The organism is Pseudonocardia zijingensis (genome assembly GCF_042657305.1).
In the GTDB taxonomy this organism is placed as follows: domain Bacteria; phylum Actinomycetota; class Actinomycetes; order Mycobacteriales; family Pseudonocardiaceae; genus Pseudonocardia; species Pseudonocardia zijingensis.
The window spans coordinates 358753-376946 of the sequence record NZ_JBHSKO010000001.1; the positions used below are offsets into that span (position 1 = coordinate 358753).

Genomic DNA, 18194 nt, shown 5'->3' on the forward strand with positions numbered 1-18194 from the left:
AGCGCCCGGTCCCGGGCGGGGTCGTTTCGGAGGAACTCCGGAGGCGGACGATGACGAGTCGAGCGCGACCGGCGCCGCCCCGGATGCCGGGCGGTGAGCTCACGCTCGAACCACCGCCGGAGCCGGAGCGGATCGTCCCGGCGGGGGTGCTGCAGCGGATGCTGCCGCTGGTGATGCTGGTCGGCTCGATCGGCTTCGTGGTCGTGGCCGGGGCAGACCAGCCGACCTCGTGGCTGTTCGGCGGGATGTTCGCGATCTCCTCGCTCGGCATGCTGCTCACCGGGCGCGGGGGCGGCAGCCGCACGGCGGCCGTGGACGAGGACCGCCGCGACTACCTGCGCTACCTGTCGGTGCTCCGCGGACGGGTGCGGGGGATCGCGGCGGAGCAGCGGGCGGCGCTGGAGTGGTCGCACCCGGATCCGGCCGCGTGGCCGGCGGTGCTGCGGGCCGGCCGGATGTGGGAGCGCAGGCCGGCCGACCCCGACTTCGCGCACGTCCGCGTCGGCCGGGGCGCCCAGCGCCTCGCCACCCGGCTCGTGCCGCCGCAGACCGGGCCGGTCGACGGCCTCGAGCCGGTCACGGCGCTCGCGCTGCGCCGCCTCCTGCTGGGGCACGCGGTGGTGCCGGATCTGCCGGTGGCGCTGTCGCTGCGGGCGAGCGGGGTGGTGTGGCTGGAGCCCACGGGCGGCGCGGGCGTCGACCGCGTGCGGGCGCTGGCCCGGGCCGTCGTCGTGCAGTACGTGCTCTGGCACGCCCCGGCCGACGCCCTGCTCGCGGTGGTGGCGCCGCCGTCCCTTGCCCACGAGTGGGAGTGGGTGAAGTGGCTGCCGCACGCCCGGCACCGCCGTCGCCACGACGCCGTCGGCCCGCTGCGGATGATCACGTCCGACGCCGACGAGGTGCGGCACTGGTGGCGCGCGGAGCTGGTCGGGCGGCCCGCGGGACCGGGTGCGGGAGAGCCGCACCTGCTCGTGGTGGTCGACGACGTCACCGCGGGCCCGGGGGCGTGGGCCGGGGTCGCGGGCGTCACCGTGCTGCGGGTCGGGGCGCCGGCAGGCAGGCGCCCGGCGCCGTCGGTCGTGCGGCTGCTCGTGGCGCCGGATGCGCTGCTGCGCGGCGGAGGCGACGAGCCTCCCGCCCTGATCGGGAGCCCGGACGGTCTCACCGTCGCCGAGGCCACGGCGCTGGCCCGCCGGATGGCCCGGCACCCGGCCGCGCGGTCTGCGGAGGCGGGCGACCCGGGCCCCACGGCTCCCGCCGGCCTGCCCGCGCTGCTCGGCCTCGCGCCCGGCCCGGCGGGGGTCGCCGCGGTGCGCGCCCGCTGGGCGCGCTCGGAGGCTGACCGGCTGCGGGTGCCGATCGGGGTGGACGAGAGCGGCGCGGTGATCACCCTCGACCTGAAGGAGGCGGCACTGGGCGGCAGCGGCCCGCACGGGCTGTGCGTGGGCGCCACCGGCTCCGGCAAGAGCGAGTTGCTGCGCACGCTCGTGCTCGGCCTGGCCGCCACCCACTCGTCGGAGGAGTTGAACCTCGTCCTCGTCGACTTCAAGGGCGGCGCCACGTTCCTCGGGCTCGCCGGCCTGCCGCACGTCTCCGCGGTGATCACGAACCTCGCCGACGAGCTCGGCCTCGTCGACCGGATGGCCGACGCGCTCGCCGGGGAGATCACCCGCCGGCAGGAGCTGCTGCGGGCGGCGGGCAATCTGGTCGGCGTCACCGAGTACGCCGCGGCCCGGCGCGCGGGCGCCGACCTGCCCCCGCTGCCCGCGCTGCTGGTGGTGGTCGACGAGTTCTCCGAGCTGCTGGCGCAGCGGCCGGAGCTGATCGACCTGCTCGTCACGATCGGCCGCCTCGGCCGCTCGCTCGGGCTGCACCTGCTGCTCGCCTCGCAGCGGCTCGACGAGGGCAGGCTGCGCGGACTCGAGTCGCACCTGTCGTACCGGATCGCGCTGCGCACGTTCTCGGCGGCGGAGTCCCGGGCCGTCCTCGGCGTGCCGGACGCCCACCAGCTGCCGTCCACGCCCGGTTCGGCGTTCCTCGCCACCGGCACCGGCGAGCTCGTCCGGTTCCGCGCGGCGTACGTGTCGGCGCCCGACGCGGCGCCCCGGCAGGCGGCGCCGCCACGGCACCGGCCGCGGGCCCACCCGTTCCGGGCGGCGCCGGTGCTCGAACCCGAGCAGGCGACACCGTCCGGCGACGACCCCGCCGACGGGCCCACGGTCCTGGACACCGTGATCGCGGCCATGGCCGGCACCGGCCCGCCCGCCCACCGGGTGTGGCTCCCGCCGCTCGGCGACCCGCCCCCGCTCGACGAGGTCCTCGGGTCCGCGCAGGCGGGCCGCGGCCCGCTCCAGGTGGCCATCGGCCTCGTCGACCGGCCCTACCAGCAGCGGCGCGACGCGCTCGTCGTCGACCTGGCGGGCGGGGCCGGGCACCTCGCGGTGGTCGGCGCCCCGCGCAGCGGCAAGTCCTCCGCGCTCGCCACCACCGTGCTCGCGCTGGCGCTCACCCGCACACCCGACGAGCTCGGCGTGCACCTCCTCGACTTCGGCGGGGGCGCGCTCGCCGCGCTGGCGGGGCTCCCGCACGTCGGCACGGCCGCCGACCGGCAGCAGCCCGAGCTGGTGCGCCGGGTCGTCGCCGAGTTCGCCGCGCTGCTCGCCCGCCGCGAGCAGCTGTTCCGCGACAACGGGCTCGCCTCCGTCGAGGAGTTCCGGGCCCGCCGGGCGGCAGGCGCGTTTCCGGACGAGCCGGCCACCGACGTCCTGTTCGTCGTCGACGGGTACCTCGTGCTGCGCGGCGAGTTCGACGACCTGGAGGTGCGCCTGCCCGCGCTGGCCGCGCAGGGCCTGTCCTACGGGCTGCACCTCGCGTTGTCGGCCACGCGGTGGAGCGAGCTGCGTCCAGCGCTGAAGGACCTGGTCGGCGGTCGGGTGGAGCTGCGGCTGGGGGAGCCCGCGGAGTCCGAGGTGGATCGGCGCCGGGCCGCTGCCGTGCCCGCGCGCCCGGGCCACGGGCTCGCGCCCGACGGCGCCCCGGCGGTGGTGGCCGCGCCCCGCCGCGCCACCGGCGACCTCGGCGCTCTCGTGGCCGAGGTCGCGCGCGGCTGGCCGGGCGACGGCTTCGCCGGGGTCCGGCTGCTGCCCGACCGCGTCGATCTCGACCGGTTGCCGCCCGCCGGCCCCGACACGGGCACCGGCATCCCGCTCGGCGTGGACGAGGAGCGGCTCGCGCGGGTCGTGCACGACCCCGCGGCCGACCCGCACCTGCTCTGCCTCGCCGACGCGGAGAGCGGCAAGACCACGCTGCTGCGGCTGGTGGCCCACGGCATCACCGCCGCGTACCCGCCGCAGGAGGCGCGCATCGTGGTGGTCGACCCCCGTCGCACCCTCCTCGGTGCGGTACCCGGCTCGCACCTGATCGCCCACACCAGCACGCCCGACGCCACCGCCGCGGCCGCCGCCGAGGTGGCCGAGTCGCTGCGCAGGCGGTTGCCCGGCCCCGAGGTCACGGCCCGGGAGCTGCGCGAGCGGAGCTGGTGGAGCGGACCGGACGTGCACGTCCTCGTCGACGACTACGACCTCGTCGCCCCCGGCGGCGCGGCCAACCCGCTGCTCCCGCTGGTGGAGTTCCTCGCGCAGGCCAAGGACGTCGGGCTGCACCTCGTCGTCGCCCGCCGCTGCGGTGGCGCGGCCCGCGCCATGTACGACCCCGTGCTCGGGCGGCTGCGGGAGCTCGCCGTGCCCGGGCTGGTCATGAACGGCAGCCCCGACGAGGGCGCGCTGCTCGGCACCGTCCGGCCCGGCCCGGAGCCGCCCGGGCGCGGGGTGCTGGTCGACCGGCGCCGCGGCGCCCGGCGCGTGCAGCTGGCGTGGCTGCCGCCGGACGAGGACGACGGCCGGTGACCGGTGCCCCGGTCCGCGTCGCGGTGCAGGAGGGCACGGGGTTCGTCCGCCTCGCCTGCGCCCCGGCGGAGGGCCCGCCGCGGCTGGTCGCGGAGCTGCCTGCGCCCGGGCCTGGGGTTCCCGCGTTGCTCACCGAGTTCGTGGGACCGCCTCCGGAGGAGCTGGTCCTCGTGCACCCCGCGCGGTGGCCGCCCGAACGCGCCGCGCGGTGGGCGCGCGAGTGCGCGGGCTCGGCCGCCCGGATCCGCACGCTCGCGGCTCCGCTCGCGGCGGCCGGCCCGGGCGCGGCAGCCGTGCTCGACGTCGGCGCGTCCATGGCCGAGGCCACCCTGCTGGGCCCCGACAGCGCCGTCCGGGCCGTGGCGGCGGCCGAGGTGGGCGGCCGGGTGCTCGACGAGCTGGTGGCCGCCCGCACCGGGCGGGACCCGGTGGCGGCGCGGGCGCTGCGGGAGGCGTTGTCGCTGCTCCCGAGCGTGGACGGGGTGGCGGCGGCGGACCTGGCGCCGCTGCTCGCCGCACCGTTGCGCGCCGCCGTGGCCCCGCTGCGCGAGGTGGCGGAGGGCGCCGGGCGGGTGCTGCTCGTCGGCGGGCTGGCCCGCAGCCCCGCCCTGGCGAGGGCGGTCGACGAGGCGGGCATCCCGGGCGCGCAGGTGGCGCCGCGCCCGGAGGCGGCCGCGGTGCTGGGGGCCCTCGCGCACGTCGCCGAGCCGGTGCGACCCGCTCCGGCCGGGCCACCGCCCACCGGCGTCGGCTGGCTGCCCGCGCTCCCCGTGCGCAGGCGGACGCTCCGGGCGGCCCTGCTCGGGAGCGCCGCCGCGATCGGCGCGGTGGCGCTGCTCGGGCTGGGGCGGCTGCCGGCGCCGCCCGCCGTTCCCGAGGTGCCTGCGGGGGTGCTCGTGCAGTACGGCTACCGGCTCGACGTGCCGGCGGGGTGGGAGCACACCGGTGGGCTGCCCGAACGCAGGCGCGTGCTGCTCACACCGCGGTCGGCACCGGAGGGCAGCGACCTGATCGCCGTGGAGCGAACGTCCCTCGGCTACGACACGGCCGCCGAGCCGCAGCGCGCGCGGACGGAGCTGCGCGCCGTGTTCGACGCCGCCGTCGCGGCGGGCTCGCGGCTGTCCGCGTTCGACCCGGATGCACGCGTCGGCGGCCGGGAGGCCACGGCGTACCGGCAGGAGGAGCCGGGCGGCACCGTCGTCGACTGGTACGTCGTGCTCGACGGCGACGCGCAGCTGAGCGTCGGCTGCCGGCACACCCCCGCCGGTGCGGAGGCGGTGCGGGCGGCGTGCGCCGCGGTCGCGGCGTCGGTCACGGCGGGCTGACGTTCACACCCGCGAACGATCCGGCCCGATCCGCCTCGCCGGGGCGGCGGCGGTGCGAGCGTGGCGGCATCCGCAACGGAAGGGGACGGGCATGACCCAGGGGTTCGGCACCAGCGTGGAGGCGATGCAGGCCGCCGGGAGGCACGTGCTCGGGGTGAACGACGAGGTGCAGGCCGAGCTCGCCGCCCTGCGCTCACGGCTCGCCCCGCTCGGCGGCGCGTGGCGCGGCGACGCCGCGGCCGCGTTCGCCGCGCTGATGGCCCGGTGGGACACGGAGGCGAAGACGTTGAGCGAGGCCCTGCGCGGCATCGGCGAGTCGATCCAGGGCACCGGGGTCACCTACCAGGCGCAGGAGGACCAGCACGCCGGCGACATGTCCGCGATCCGCGCGGCGCTGGGCTGAGGGGAGGAGCGGGATGAGCGAGATCAAGGTCACGTTCGCGGCGCTCGAGGCTGCGCAGTCGGACGTGTCGGGCGTCGCGGGCCGGATGACCACGCAGCTGGATGACCTCAAGCGGTTCGTGGCGCCGATGGTCGCCACGTGGGAGGGCGTCGCGGCGGCCGAGTACCGCTCCAAGCAGCGCGAATGGGACACGGCGGCCGCCAACCTGGCCGCCGTGCTGCGCCAGATCGGGGTCGCGCTCGGCGCCGCGAACGAGCGCTACCGTGAGGCGGAGGAGGCCAACGCGGCGCGCTGGAGATGACGGGGAGGGGCCCGCCGCACCAGGGCGAACCGCCGCCGGGACCGCACACCAGGGGGCGTTTTGACCCTCCTCGGAGGCGGCGGGTACCCTCGTTATTCGATGTGCGGCGGGTGGACACCCGCGGCCGTGCCACCACGGCCCGCACGGCCCGGCCCTCGGGCCCGGCGCCCCAGCATGCCGCACTCGCGCACCAGAGGCAGCTCCCACGAGCAGACGACAGCGACGAGGTAGGTCCGTGCCCACGTACAGCCCCAAGCCCGGCGAGATCACCCGCGCCTGGCACGTGATCGACGCCACGGATGTGGTGCTCGGCCGCCTCGCCACGCATGCCGCCACCCTCCTGCGCGGCAAGCACAAGCCCACGTACGCCCCGCACATGGACACGGGCGACTTCGTCATCATCGTCAACGCCGAGAAGATCGCGGTCTCCGGCACCAAGCGCGATGACAAGTTCGTCTACCGCCACAGCGGCTTCCCCGGTGGGCTCAAGCAGCGCACGGTCGGCGAGATGATCGAGAAGCACCCGGACCGGCTGGTCGAGAAGGCGATCAAGGGCATGCTCCCGAAGAACCGCCTCGGCCGGGCGATGGCCAAGAAGCTCAAGGTCTACGCCGGCCCCGACCACCCGCACGCCGCGCAGAAGCCGGCCGCGTTCGAGATCACCCAGGTCGCCCAGTGACCAACCCAGAGGCGACCACACCGGAAGAGGGACAGCCCGTGACCACCCCCGAGTCCGAGTACGAGGCCGTCGAGGAGACCGCGGTCGACGCCGAGGCTCCCGAGGCCACCGAGGCTCCTGAGGCCGCCGAGGCCGAGGCGCCGGAGTACACCGACGGCGAGTACGACGACACCGAGATCGCGGCCGACGTCGCGCTGCCCGAGATCCCGGCCGTCTTCTCCGACCGCCCGATCCAGACCGTCGGCCGTCGCAAGGAGGCCGTCGTCCGCGTGCGGCTCATGCCCGGGTCGGGCGAGTTCCGGCTCAACGGCAAGTCGCTCGAGGAGTACTTCCCGAACAAGCTGCACCAGCAGCTGATCCGGGAGCCGCTGGTCACGGTGGAGAAGACCGAGCGCTTCGACATCTTCGCCAACCTCAAGGGCGGCGGCACCTCCGGCCAGGCCGGTGCGCTGCGGCTCGCCATCGCCCGTGCGCTGGTGGAGGCCGACTCCGAGGACCGCCCGCCGCTCAAGAAGGCCGGCTTCCTCACCCGCGACCCGCGGGTCATCGAGCGCAAGAAGTACGGCCTCAAGAAGGCCCGCAAGGCGCCCCAGTACAGCAAGCGCTGACGCGTTGAGCGCACGGCGCCTTTTCGGCACCGACGGCGTTCGCGGACTGGCCAACGGCGAGCTCCTCACCCCGGAGCTCGCCGTGGCTCTTTCCGCATCGGCCGCCCGTGTGCTCGCCGAGCGTGACCGGTCGCGCCGTCCGGTCGCGGTGGTCGGGCGCGACCCGCGTGCCAGCGGCGAGATGCTCGAGGCCGCGGTCGTCGCCGGGCTCACGTCGGCCGGCGCCGACGCGGTGCGCGTCGGGGTGCTGCCCACCCCCGCGGTGGCGTTCCTGGTCAGTGATCTGGGCGCCGACCTGGGTGTGATGATCTCCGCGTCGCACAACCCGATGCCGGACAACGGCATCAAGCTGTTCGCCGCGGGCGGGCAGAAGCTGCCGGACGCCGTCGAGAGCGCGGTGGAGAGCGGCGTCGGTGCCGTCGCGGAGCGGCCCACGGGCGCCGCGATCGGCCGTGTGCGCGACCTTGGTGACGCCGTCGCCCGCTACCGCGACCACCTGCTCGCCGTCACGCCCGCCCCGCTCGCCGGGCTGCGGCTGGTGGTCGACTGTGCGCACGGGGCGGCGTCCACGGTGGCCCCGGACACGTACCGGCGCGCCGGTGCCGACGTCGTGGCGCTGCACGCGGAACCCGACGGGCTCAACATCAACGAGGGCGTCGGCTCCACCCACATCGGCGTGCTGTGCGAGGCGGTCCGGGCGCACGGCGCCGACCTGGGCATCGCCCACGACGGCGACGCCGATCGTTGCCTCGCCGTCGACGCCACCGGCGCCGCGGTCGACGGCGACCAGATCATGGCCGTACTGGCCGTCGCGATGCGCGAGGCGGGCGAGCTGGTCGCCGACACGCTCGTCGCCACGGTCATGAGCAACCTCGGCCTGCACCTGGCGATGCGCGACGCCGGCATCACCGTGCGCACCACCGCCGTCGGCGACCGGTACGTGCTCGAGGAGCTGCGCGAGGGCGGGTTCAGCCTCGGTGGCGAGCAGTCGGGCCATGTCGTGATGCCGCGCTACTCCACCACCGGCGACGGCCTGCTCACCGCGCTGCGGTTGATGGCGCGCATGGCGTCCACCGCGCGTTCCCTCGCGGAGCTCGCCGCGATCGTCACGCCGCTCCCGCAGGTGCTGCGGAACGTGCGCGTGGCCGACAAGGCCGCGGTGGCGGCGTCCGCCGCGGTGCGCGACGCGGTCGAGAAGGCCGAGGTCGAGCTGGGCGGTTCGGGACGCGTCCTGCTGCGGCCGTCGGGCACGGAGCAGCTGGTACGGGTGATGGTCGAGGCGCCCACCGCCGAGCAGGCGGAGGCCACCGCGGTGCGGCTGGCCGAGGTCGTCGCCGCCGCTTCCTAGCCGCCCCGGGCTCTTCGCCGGTTCGGCCCCGCGCGGCGGCGCCGTCGGGCACGATCGGCCCATGCCGCCCGAGCTGCACCTGCGTCCCGACCGGCTGCACGCGCACGCCGCCGTCGCGTCCGGACTCGCCGATGAGCTGCTCGCGGCGCTGCGCGGCGCCCCAGTCGCGGCCGGGCTGTTCGCCGGCGAGCGCGAGCGGCTCGATGGTGCGGTGGGTGCCGCGGTGCGTGAGCTGGCCGAGTTGAGTGCGGTGCTGCGTGCGGCCGCGGGCGCGGCGCGCGGGGCCGAAGCGGACGTCGCCGCGGTGCTCTCCCGGTTGCGCGACGGCCTCGGCCCGGGCCAGCCGTGACCGGAACCCCACGGCCCGCCGAGCACGAGCTCCTGGACGCGGCGCGGTGGTACGCGCGGCTCGGCGACGTGCTGGCGGACGCCGGGCGGCGGGTCGCGGTGCTCGGCGAGCTCATCGGCGGCGACTGGCCGGACGCGCGTGGGCGGGAGTGGGCGGCGCGGACGGAGCAGCTGGGGGCGGAGCTCGGGCGGGAGGCCGGGGCGGCCGCCGAGTTGGGTGCAGCGCACGCCAGGCAGGCCGGCGCCGGCAGGCGGCACACCGGGATGCGGCTCGGTGGCGTCGAGGCCGAGCGGGTGGAGGACGAGCGGGGCATGCGGATCGCGGAGCTGCCGCCGGGGTGAGGGCCCCGGCCGGAGCTCGCAAAGCGCCTCCGGTGGCGCCGCGCATCGTGCGGGGCAGATCGCGGGCAGGCCGGGGGCCTGCCCTCTTGGGGCGCGGCGCCACCTCCGGCCGGTTCCGCGGGCATGATCACGGGTTTGGCGCGTTCTCGGGCGAAATCGACCCGGGAACGCGCCAACTTCGTGATCATGGGCGTAGGAAGGGCCGTTTTGGTCGCCGTGAAACCTCAGTCTTCGCCCCTCCAGGGGAAGGCAGCCTCCTGGTGGTGCCGCGCGCCAGGTCAGGCAGGCCCTGGCCTGCCCGCGAAGCCTGCTCGCACGATGCGCGGCGCCACCAGGAGGCCCGACCCAGCAAACAGAGCATGATCGTTGCCTCGGCGCAAACCCGACGTGACGGTCGGGGAACGCGCCAGACCAGCGATCATGGCCGATGGTCGCTCCGGGGGCGCGCCCGACCGGGGTGCTCCGTAGCTCAGGGGCGCGGGGCGAGCGTGGTGCCGGGCACCTTCCCGTCGACGAGCACGTCGACGCGGTTCTCGCCCAGCAGGTGGTGCATCAGGAACGCGGTGACGAGGGCGCGGGTGAGGCGGCGGGTCTTCCCGTCGGGCTTGCCCGCGAGCAGGAGGTCGCTCCAGTGCACGCCCTCGAGGAAACCGGTGTGGCCGGCCTTCGTGAGCGTGCGCAGCCAGACGGGGCCGCCTGCAGCGGCCGCGACCGGCTCGGCGTTGGCGGCGGCCGGTGCCACGGTGTCGCGGCCCGCGGCGAGGTGGAGCACCGGCACCGTGACCGCGCGCGCCGTGTCGACCGACGACGGGCGGGTCTGGGCCATCGCGATCGTGACGACGGCCGCGACCCGCGGGTGGTTCTGCGCGGCCAGGAGCGCGGCCCCACCGCCGATGCCGTGGCCGGCGAACGCGGTGCGCCGCGCGTCCACGCTGATGCGCCCGTCGCCGAGCCGCACCCCGGCGCACACGTCGAGGGCGGTGCGCAGGTCGGCGGCGAAGCCGGCGTGGCTGGGCAGCGGGCCGCGGTGGGTGCCGGGGGCGGCCACCACGATGCCCCAGGAGGCGAGGTGGCGCAGCAGGTCGGCGTAGCGCTCCGGCGGCTGCAGCCAGTCGTGCCCGAACGCGACGGCGGGTAGCCCGAGCCCCTCTTCGGGGGCGAACACGACCCCCGCGAGGCCGACCATCCCGAGGTCGCCGCGCAGGACGGTGTGCGGGCCGGGCCGCGACAGCTGCTCGAGGGCGTCCTTGGCGCCGCGCACCTCGGGGGGCCGGGCGGCGGAGCGGGTGCGGGTCACACGCGCACGGTAGCCGCCCGGGCACGCGCGGGGCGACGGGACGCGCGCGGAAGATGTCGTGGCCCCACCCCTGTACGACCTACGCTCGCGGCATGCGGGGGGTCTGGACGGCGCAGCAGGTGCGGGACGCGGAGGCGGTGCTGCTCGCCCGCACGCCGGAGGGCGCGCTGATGCGCCGCGCCGCGTTCGGGCTCGCGGTGCACGCGCGGCGGATGCTGGCCGCCACCGGGACGGTGGCCGGGCGGCGGGTCGTGCTGCTCGTCGGGGCGGGCAACAACGGCGGCGACGCGCTCTGGGCGGGGGTGGAGCTGCGCAGGCGGGGCGTGGGGGTCACGGCGGTGCTGGTGGACCCGGCTCGTGCGCACCCGGCCGGGCTGGCCGCGTTCCTGCGGGCGGGCGGGTACGCGGTGGACGCCGAGGCCGGGCAGGTCGCGGTGCCGGGGGCGGATCTCGTGATCGACGGGATCGTCGGCATCTCCGGGCGCGGTGCGCTGCGTGAGCCCGCCGCCCGGCTCGTGGCGGCCGCTGACGCGGCGGGCGTCCCGGTGCTGGCCGTGGACCTGCCCAGCGGGGTCGACCCGGACACAGGCGCCGTGGCCGGGCCCGCGGTCACGGCCGCCGCCACGGTGACGTTCGGTGCGCTCAAGCCGGTGCACGTCCTCGCCAGGGCCCGCTGCGGTCCCGTGCACCTGGTGGACATCGGGCTCGCGCCGCTGCTGCCCGAACCGCACGCGCACGTGCTGGACGCCCCCGACGTGGGAGCACGGTGGCCGGTGCCCGGCCCGGCCGACGACAAGTACACGCAGGGGGTCGTGGGGATCGCGGCCGGCTCGGCGACCTACCCCGGTGCGGCCGTCCTGGCCGCCGGCGCCGCTGCGCTGGCCACCAGCGGCATGGTCAGGTTCGCAGGGAGCGCCGCACGCGGGGTCCGCGACCGGTGGCCGGAGGTGGTCGCCACCGACGCGATCGCGGACGCCGGGCAGGTCCAGGCCTGGGCGGTGGGGCCGGGCATCGGCACCGACGACGCCGGCCGCGCGGTGCTGGCCACCGCGATCGACCGCGACGTGCCGCTGTGCGTGGACGCCGACGCCATCACGCTGCTCGCCGCGCACGCGGATCTGCGCGCCGCGCTGCGGGGCAGGCCCGTGCTGCTCACCCCGCACGACCGCGAGTTCGCCCGGGTGGCGGGCGAGGTCGGCACCGACCGGATCGGGGCGGCCCGCCGGGCGGCCGCAGAGCTCGGGTTCACCGTGCTCCTCAAGGGCAACGCCACCGTCGTCGCCGATCCCGGCGGTCGCGCGCTCGTGCACCCGTCGGGGTCCTCGTGGGCGGCCACCGCCGGGTCCGGCGACGTGCTGACCGGCGTGCTCGGCGCCCTGCTGGCCGCGGGCCTCGAGCCGTGGTGGGCCGCGGGCTGCGCCGCGTACGTGCACGGCCTCGCCGCAGAGCTCGCCGCGCAGGGAGCGCCCGCCCCCGCGTCGCGGCTGCAGGCGGCGCTCCCGGCGGCGATCCGCTCGGTCCGGGCGTCCACGGCGCGCGGTGCGGAATAGGTGCAGGTCGGGTGGTGGAGGTCGGGCCAGCCGGGATGCGTGACCGGGCGCGGGTGCGATGATTGGTCACGTGCAGTCTCCGTCGAGCGTGCCGCGGGCCGAGGCCCTCGTCGACCTCGCCGCCGTCCGCCACAACGTGGCTGTGCTGCGGGAGGCGGCCCCCGCGGCGCAGCTGATGGCGGTGGTCAAGGCCGACGGCTACGGGCACGGTGCGGTGGAGGTGGCGCGGGCCGCGCTGGCCGGGGGCGCGTCGTGGCTGGGGGTGTGCACCCTCGAGGAGGCGGCACACCTGCGCGCTGCCGGGATCACCGCGCCGCTCCTGTCCTGGCTGCACCTGCCCGACGACGACTTCACCGATGCCGTCGCCGCCGGCGTCGACCTGTCGGTCCCGTCCAGGGCGCACCTCGCGGCCGTCACGGCTGCCGCGAGCCGCGCGGGCCGGCCCGCCCGGGTGCACCTCAAGGCAGACACGGGCATGTCGCGGGGCGGGGCGCAGCCCGCCGCTTGGCCCGGCCTGCTCGACGACGCCGAGAAGGCGGCCGCCGACGGGCGTGTGGAGGTGGTCGCGGTCTGGTCGCACCTCGCCAACGCCGACACCCCGGACCACCCGTCGCTCGACGCGCAGGCCGCGCGGCTCACCGCGGCGTGGGAGGCGGCCCGCGAGCGCGGGTTCGCCCCGATCCGCCACCTGGCCAACGCCGCCGCCACGCTCACCCGCCCCGACCTGCACTTCGACCTGGTACGGCCGGGCATCGCGGTCTACGGGCTCGACCCGCTCGGCCGTCCGGTGGGGGAGACTGCGCTGCGCCCCGCGATGACGCTGCGCGCCCGGGTCGCGCTGGTCAAGCGCGTGCCGGCGGGCGAGGGCGTGTCCTACGGGCACGAGTGGACGGCGCCGCGCGACACCACGCTCGCGCTCGTCCCCCTCGGGTACGCCGACGGCGTGCCTCGCCGGCTGAGCGGGCGGATGCGGGTGCTGCTCGGCGGCGCGCTGCGGCCGGTCGTCGGCCGGGTGAGCATGGACCAGGTGGTCGTGGACTGCGAGGACGGCACGGGCGTCCGGGAAGGTGACACAGCGGTGTTCTTCGGCCCCGGTGCGAACGGGGAGCCCACCGCCCAGGACTGGGCGGACGAGCTCGGCACCATCCACTACGAGATCGTGACGGGCGTGCACCTCAGGCGCGTCACCCGCACCCACATCGGGGCCGCCGAGTGAGGCGAGGACAGATCTGGGGCGCCGTCGCCGGCGCGGCGGGCGCCGCCGTCACCGGCGTCGCCGTCGGGGTGGCTGCCCGGAAGCACACCCGCGTCGCGGCGGAGCGCAGGCGGCTCGCGGCGCAGCTGACGGAGAAGCCCCCGCAGCTGGCGGGGCTGCGGGAGAGCGAGCCGTCGTCGGTCACCGCCGATGACGGCGTGCGCATCTCCTGCGAGGAGATCGAGGCGAAGGACGGCGACCCGGCCCTCACCGTGGTGCTCGTCCACGGATTCGCGCTCGACCGGCGCACCTGGCACTTCCAGCGCCAGTCGCTGCCCGCGCTCTCCGACCCGTCGATCCGGGTGGTGCTCTACGACCAGCGCAGCCACGGGCGTTCCGAGCGCGCCCCGCGGGAGAGCTGCACGATCGAGCAGCTCGGCCACGACCTCGACGCGGTGATCAGGGCGCTGGCGCCCGAGGGGCCGCTCGTGCTGGTCGGACACTCCATGGGCGGCATGACGATCATGGCGCTGGCCGAGCAGAACCCGGGGCTGTTCGCCGAGCGGGTGGCCGGGGTGGCGCTGGTGTCGACGTCCGCGGGCGAGGTGGCGAGCGCCGGGCTGCCCGGCACGCTCCTGTCGCGGCACAACCCCCTCACCCGCGGCGTGGGGCTGCTCGCGCGGCTGCAGCCCACCCTCGTGGAGACCGCGCGGCGGGCGCTGGGCGACGTCATCTGGACGCTCACCCGCAGCTTCGCCTACGGCGACCGCAACGTGGCGCCGTGGCTGGTGGACCTCGTCGACACGATGATCAGCGCGAACGCGGTCGACGCCCTCATCGACTTCGCCGACACGGTGGACAGCCACAACCGGGTAGCCGCTCTGCCCGCGCTGGCCGGCTGCGAGCTGCTCGTGGCGGCGGGCGACGCCGACCGCGTCATCCCGGCCACGCACTCCGAGGTCATCGCCGCCGAGCTGCCCACCGCCCGGCTGATCAACTTCCCCGGCGTGGGACACCTGCCCATGCTGGAGCAGCCCGCCGCGATGGACGACGCCCTCATCGAGCTCATCCGGCGCAGCGCCGACCGCGTGCGCCCCGGCGGGTTCCGGCGGCGCGCATGACCTCCGCACCGGAGCTGAACGGGGAGCTGGTGCTGCCCGAGCCCGCCGACACCGAGGCCCTCGGCGAGCGGCTCGCCGCCGAGCTGGGCCCGGGTGACCTCGTCGTGCTCGCCGGGCCGCTGGGGGCGGGCAAGACCGTGCTCGTGCGCGGCATCGCCCGCGGGCTGGGCGTCGCCGGGCCCGTCACCTCCCCGACGTTCGTGATCGCCCGCGAGCACCGGCCCCTCCCCGGCGGGCGCGGCGTGCCGCTCGTGCACGTCGACGCCTACCGCCTCGGTGGCGCCGCGGAGCTCGACGACCTCGATCTGGACACCGACCTCGCCGAGGCGGTCGTCGCCGTCGAATGGGGGGAAGGCGTCGCGGAGCGGCTGGCGGACCGGCACCTGCTCGTGCGACTGCACCGGCGACCCGACGACGTGCGCACTGCCACCGTGTTCCGCGTGGAGGCCACCACACCGTGATCGAAGCAGTGATCTTCGACTGGGGCGGCACGCTCAGCCCGTGGAAGACCGTCGACAACCTCGCGGGGTGGCGCCTGCTCGCCGACGTCCTGCACGAGGGCGACGAGGAGCGCGCCGCCGCGCTCGCCGACGCGCTGCTGGCCGCCGAGGACGCGCGCTGGGCCGCGGCGCGCGACGAGCACCGCGCGTTCACCATCGCGCAGGTGCTGGCCGACGCCGCCGCGCACCACCCGGCCGACGTGCCCGCCGCGGTGCACGACGCCGCGCTCGCCGTCCACCGCGAGTTCTGGCTCGGGCAGCTGCCCACCGACCCCGACGCCGGCGACGTGCTGCGCGCGCTGCGCGAGCGCGGGCTCAGGCTCGGCGTGCTGTCGTCCACCTCCTGGCCACGCGACTGGCACGAGGACCGGTTCCGCACCGACGGGGTGCTGGACCTGTTCGACGCGTGCGTGTGGTCGAGCGACCTCGAATGGACCAAGCCGCACCCCGAGGCGTTCCGCGCCGCGATGGACGCCGTGGGCGTCGACGACCCCGGCGCGTGCGTCTACGTCGGCGACCGGCCCTACGACGACATCAGCGGCGCCAAGGGCGTGGGCATGCGGGCGATCCTCGTGCCGCACTCCACCATCCCCGTGGCCCAGCAGGTGCCGGTCGACGTGCACCCCGACGCCGTGCTGCAGCGCCTCACGGACCTGCCGGACCTCATCGCGGACTGGTGAGTCCGGCTCCCGCCACCCGCGTCGACGTCCGCGACAGCCGCGCTCGTAGGCTCGGAGTGTGCTGGTCCTGGCTGTCGACACCGCTACGCCCGCCGTCACGGCGGGCGTCGTCGAGCTGACCGCGGACGCCGTCCTCCTGCGGGCGGCGCGCGTGGAGCACGACGCCCGCAAGCACGCGGAGCTGCTCATGCCGGCCGTGCAGGCCGTCTGCGGCGACGCGGGCACCCCGCTGGGGTCGCTCGACGCGGTGGTCGTGGGCACGGGGCCGGGGCCGTTCACCGGGTTGCGGGTCGGGATGGTCACCGCCGCCGCGCTGGGCGACGCGCTCGGCGTGCCCGTGCACGGCGTGTGCTCGCTCGACGCGATCGCGGTCGACGCGGCCGGGGAGGGCCCCCTGCTCGTCGTCACCGACGCCCGGCGGCGCGAGGTCTACTGGGCCGCGTACGACGCCGGGGGCAGCCGGGTCGACGGTCCGCACGTGCAGGCACCGGCCACCGTGGCCGAGCGGGCGCGCGAGCTGGGGGCCGTCGCGGCGGCAGGCGGGTCGGCCGGGCTGGTGGGGCTGCCCGTGCGCCCGCCCCAGTCGCCGTCGCCCACCGGGCTGGTGGCCGTGGCGGCGTCCGCCCTACGCGCAGGCGCCGCGCCGGAGCCGCTCGAACCCCTGTACCTGCGCCGTCCCGACGCGGTGGAGCCCGGCGCCCGCAAGCGCGTGAGCGCCTGATGCCCGCCACCGTGCACATCGATGCGCTACGCGAGTCGGACGCCGCGCGCTGCGCCGAGCTCGAACAGCTTCTCTTCCCCGGCGACGACCCGTGGAGCGAGCGCGCGTTCCGCGAGGAGCTGCGCGCGGGCCACCCGTACCTGGCCGCGCGTGTCGGCGACCTGCTCGTCGGGTATGCCGGGCTCGGGTTCGTGGCCGGGCCGCCGCAGGCAGAGGCGGAGATCCACACGATCGGCGTCGACCCGGCCCACCAGCGCCGCGGCGTCGGACGCGCGCTGCTGCGCGGGCTGCTCGCGGTGGCCGACGAGCTGGGCGCCACCGTGTTCCTCGAGGTCCGCACCGACAACGAGGCCGCACGCGCCCTCTACGAGGCGGAGGGTTTCACCGTGGTGGGCCTGCGCAAGCGCTACTACCGGCCCAGCGGCGCCGACGCCTACACGATGCGGCGGGAGCCGAGTTCATGATCGTCCTTGGGATCGAGACGTCGTGCGACGAGACCGGTGTGGGCGTGGTGCGCCTCGCCGCGGACGGCGGCGTCACGCTGCTGGCCAACGAGGTGGCCTCCTCGGTGGACGAGCACGCCCGCTTCGGCGGAGTCGTGCCCGAGGTCGCCTCCCGGGCGCACCTTCAGGCCATGGTGCCCGCCGTGCACCGCGCCCTCGCCACCGCGGGCGTCACCGGCCGGGACGTGGAAGCGGTCGCGGTCACCGCGGGCCCGGGCCTCACCGGCGCCCTGCTCGTCGGCGTCGCGGCCGCGAAGGCTTACGCCGCCGCGTGGGACGTACCGCTCTACGGGGTCAACCACCTCGCCGCGCACGTCGCCGTCGACACCCTGCAGCACGGCCCGCTGCCGCCCGCGCTCGCGCTGCTCGTCTCGGGCGGCCACTCCAGCCTCCTGGACGTGCCCGACCTCGCCGGGCCCGTCACCCCGCTCGGCGCCACGATCGACGACGCCGCCGGGGAGGCCTTCGACAAGGTGGCCCGGCTGCTCGGGCTGCCGTTCCCCGGCGGACCGCACATCGACCGCGTGGCCCGCGACGGCGACCCGGCCGCGATCGCGTTCCCCCGTGGCCTCACCGGCCCGCGCGACGCCCCGTTCGACTTCTCCTTCTCCGGCCTCAAGACCGCCGTCGCCCGCCACGTCGAGGCGCTCGAGCGGGCGGGCACCCCGATCCCGGTGGCCGACGTGGCCGCGAGCTTCCAGGAGGCCGTGGTCGACGTCCTCACGGCCAAGGCCGTCCGCGCGGCCCGGGAACGCGGCATGGACACACTGCTGCTCGGCGGGGGCGTCGCGGCCAACTCGCGGCTGCGCGCGCTCGCCGAGGAGCGCTGCGTCGCGGCCGGCATCCGGCTGCGGGTGCCCCGGCCCGGCCTGTGCACCGACAACGGGGCGATGGTCGCCGCGCTGGGTGCCCACCTCTTCGCGGCGGGCGCGAAGCCCAGCCCCGCCGCCCTGCCGGCCGACTCCTCGCTCCCGGTCACCGAGGTGCTGGTCGGCTGAGGCGGCCCGCGCACCGGTCGCAGTCGGTGTGCCGGCGTGGATGTCGGTGTGCGAGCGACGGGTGGTGTCAGCAGGAGCTCGCACACCGGTAGTGGTGCTCGCACATCGGATGCAGATGGTGTGCGGGTCCCAGGGGGTTGTGTGTGAGCGTCCCGGCGCCGGGTGGCGGGTGGGCTCGCACATCGGGTGTGGTGCTGGCACATCGGTTGTAGTTGGTGTGTGAGCGCCAGAGGTTGTGTGTGGGCGCGGTCGGGGCTCGCACATCGACTTCGGTGCTCGCACGTCGGTTGCAGTCGGTGTGTCGTTGCCCGGCGTTGTGTGTCGGCGCGCTGTCGCTCGGGCGGCCGCGGCTCGCACATCGATTCCGGCG

Annotated in this window: 18 protein-coding genes; 17 read left to right on the top strand and 1 reads right to left on the bottom strand. The window is 76.8% G+C overall.

Annotation, left to right across the window (positions count from 1 at the left end):
* The first annotated feature begins 50 nt into the window (after positions 1–50).
* From eccCa to ACFPL3_RS02070, 9 genes are all read left to right on the top strand, one after another.
* Positions 51–3905, top strand: coding sequence for a type VII secretion protein EccCa (gene eccCa / locus ACFPL3_RS02030; protein ID WP_379588351.1), 3855 nt, complete (start codon positions 51–53; stop codon positions 3903–3905).
* Positions 3902–5230, top strand: a complete 1329-nt coding sequence (locus tag ACFPL3_RS02035; protein ID WP_379588352.1) for a type VII secretion-associated protein — start codon at positions 3902–3904, stop codon at positions 5228–5230. The genes eccCa and ACFPL3_RS02035 overlap by 4 nt, the downstream gene beginning before the upstream one ends.
* A gap of 91 nt (positions 5231–5321) precedes the next feature.
* The gene (locus ACFPL3_RS02040; RefSeq protein ID WP_343947277.1) at positions 5322–5633 is read left to right on the top strand and encodes a WXG100 family type VII secretion target; all 312 of its coding nucleotides are present in this window, start codon (positions 5322–5324) and stop codon (positions 5631–5633) included.
* A 13-nt stretch (positions 5634–5646) separates the two neighbouring features.
* Complete coding sequence (locus tag ACFPL3_RS02045) at positions 5647–5934, top strand: WXG100 family type VII secretion target (protein ID WP_343947276.1); 288 nt, start codon at positions 5647–5649, stop codon at positions 5932–5934.
* A 235-nt stretch (positions 5935–6169) separates the two neighbouring features.
* Entirely contained in the window at positions 6170–6613 is a 444-nt protein-coding gene (rplM, locus tag ACFPL3_RS02050) for a 50S ribosomal protein L13 (RefSeq protein ID WP_343947275.1), read from the top strand.
* A gap of 38 nt (positions 6614–6651) precedes the next feature.
* The gene (gene rpsI, locus ACFPL3_RS02055; RefSeq protein ID WP_343947274.1) at positions 6652–7221 is read left to right on the top strand and encodes a 30S ribosomal protein S9; all 570 of its coding nucleotides are present in this window, start codon (positions 6652–6654) and stop codon (positions 7219–7221) included.
* Between the two features lie 4 nt (positions 7222–7225).
* Positions 7226–8569 (top strand): phosphoglucosamine mutase, encoded by a 1344-nt coding sequence (gene glmM / locus ACFPL3_RS02060; protein ID WP_343947273.1) that lies wholly within the window; start codon positions 7226–7228, stop codon positions 8567–8569.
* Positions 8570–8630: 61 nt separating this feature from the next.
* Positions 8631–8918, top strand: a complete 288-nt coding sequence (locus tag ACFPL3_RS02065; RefSeq protein WP_343947272.1) for a hypothetical protein — start codon at positions 8631–8633, stop codon at positions 8916–8918.
* Complete coding sequence (locus ACFPL3_RS02070) at positions 8915–9259, top strand: hypothetical protein (RefSeq protein ID WP_343947271.1); 345 nt, start codon at positions 8915–8917, stop codon at positions 9257–9259. The genes ACFPL3_RS02065 and ACFPL3_RS02070 overlap by 4 nt, the downstream gene beginning before the upstream one ends.
* A gap of 469 nt (positions 9260–9728) precedes the next feature.
* On the opposite strand, the gene ACFPL3_RS02075 is transcribed toward ACFPL3_RS02070, so the two are convergent.
* On the bottom strand, positions 9729–10556 hold the full coding sequence (locus tag ACFPL3_RS02075) for a dienelactone hydrolase family protein (protein WP_343947270.1): 828 nt from the start codon (positions 10554–10556) through the stop codon (positions 9729–9731).
* A 92-nt stretch (positions 10557–10648) separates the two neighbouring features.
* Here ACFPL3_RS02075 and ACFPL3_RS02080 point away from each other — a divergent pair, with 92 nt between their 5' ends.
* The 8 genes from ACFPL3_RS02080 to tsaD are packed head-to-tail and all read left to right on the top strand — an operon-like array spanning position 10649 to position 17824.
* Positions 10649–12106 (top strand): NAD(P)H-hydrate dehydratase, encoded by a 1458-nt coding sequence (locus tag ACFPL3_RS02080; protein ID WP_379588353.1) that lies wholly within the window; start codon positions 10649–10651, stop codon positions 12104–12106.
* 58 nt (positions 12107–12164) lie between these two features.
* Positions 12165–13322 (top strand): alanine racemase, encoded by a 1158-nt coding sequence (gene alr / locus ACFPL3_RS02085; protein WP_379588354.1) that lies wholly within the window; start codon positions 12165–12167, stop codon positions 13320–13322.
* Complete coding sequence (locus tag ACFPL3_RS02090; RefSeq protein ID WP_343947267.1) at positions 13319–14422, top strand: alpha/beta fold hydrolase; 1104 nt, start codon at positions 13319–13321, stop codon at positions 14420–14422. The genes alr and ACFPL3_RS02090 overlap by 4 nt, the downstream gene beginning before the upstream one ends.
* Entirely contained in the window at positions 14419–14883 is a 465-nt protein-coding gene (gene tsaE, locus ACFPL3_RS02095; protein WP_343947266.1) for a tRNA (adenosine(37)-N6)-threonylcarbamoyltransferase complex ATPase subunit type 1 TsaE, read from the top strand. Before ACFPL3_RS02090 ends, tsaE begins: the two co-directional genes overlap by 4 nt.
* Complete coding sequence (locus tag ACFPL3_RS02100; protein ID WP_343947265.1) at positions 14880–15602, top strand: HAD family hydrolase; 723 nt, start codon at positions 14880–14882, stop codon at positions 15600–15602. The genes tsaE and ACFPL3_RS02100 overlap by 4 nt, the downstream gene beginning before the upstream one ends.
* Positions 15603–15660: 58 nt before the next feature.
* Positions 15661–16323, top strand: a complete 663-nt coding sequence (gene tsaB / locus ACFPL3_RS02105; protein ID WP_343947264.1) for a tRNA (adenosine(37)-N6)-threonylcarbamoyltransferase complex dimerization subunit type 1 TsaB — start codon at positions 15661–15663, stop codon at positions 16321–16323.
* A complete protein-coding gene (gene rimI / locus ACFPL3_RS02110; RefSeq protein ID WP_343947263.1) occupies positions 16323–16787 on the top strand; it encodes a ribosomal protein S18-alanine N-acetyltransferase in 465 nt (154 codons plus the stop codon). The genes tsaB and rimI overlap by 1 nt, the downstream gene beginning before the upstream one ends.
* Positions 16784–17824, top strand: coding sequence for a tRNA (adenosine(37)-N6)-threonylcarbamoyltransferase complex transferase subunit TsaD (gene tsaD / locus ACFPL3_RS02115; RefSeq protein ID WP_343947262.1), 1041 nt, complete (start codon positions 16784–16786; stop codon positions 17822–17824). Before rimI ends, tsaD begins: the two co-directional genes overlap by 4 nt.
* Positions 17825–18194: the final 370 nt, after the last annotated feature.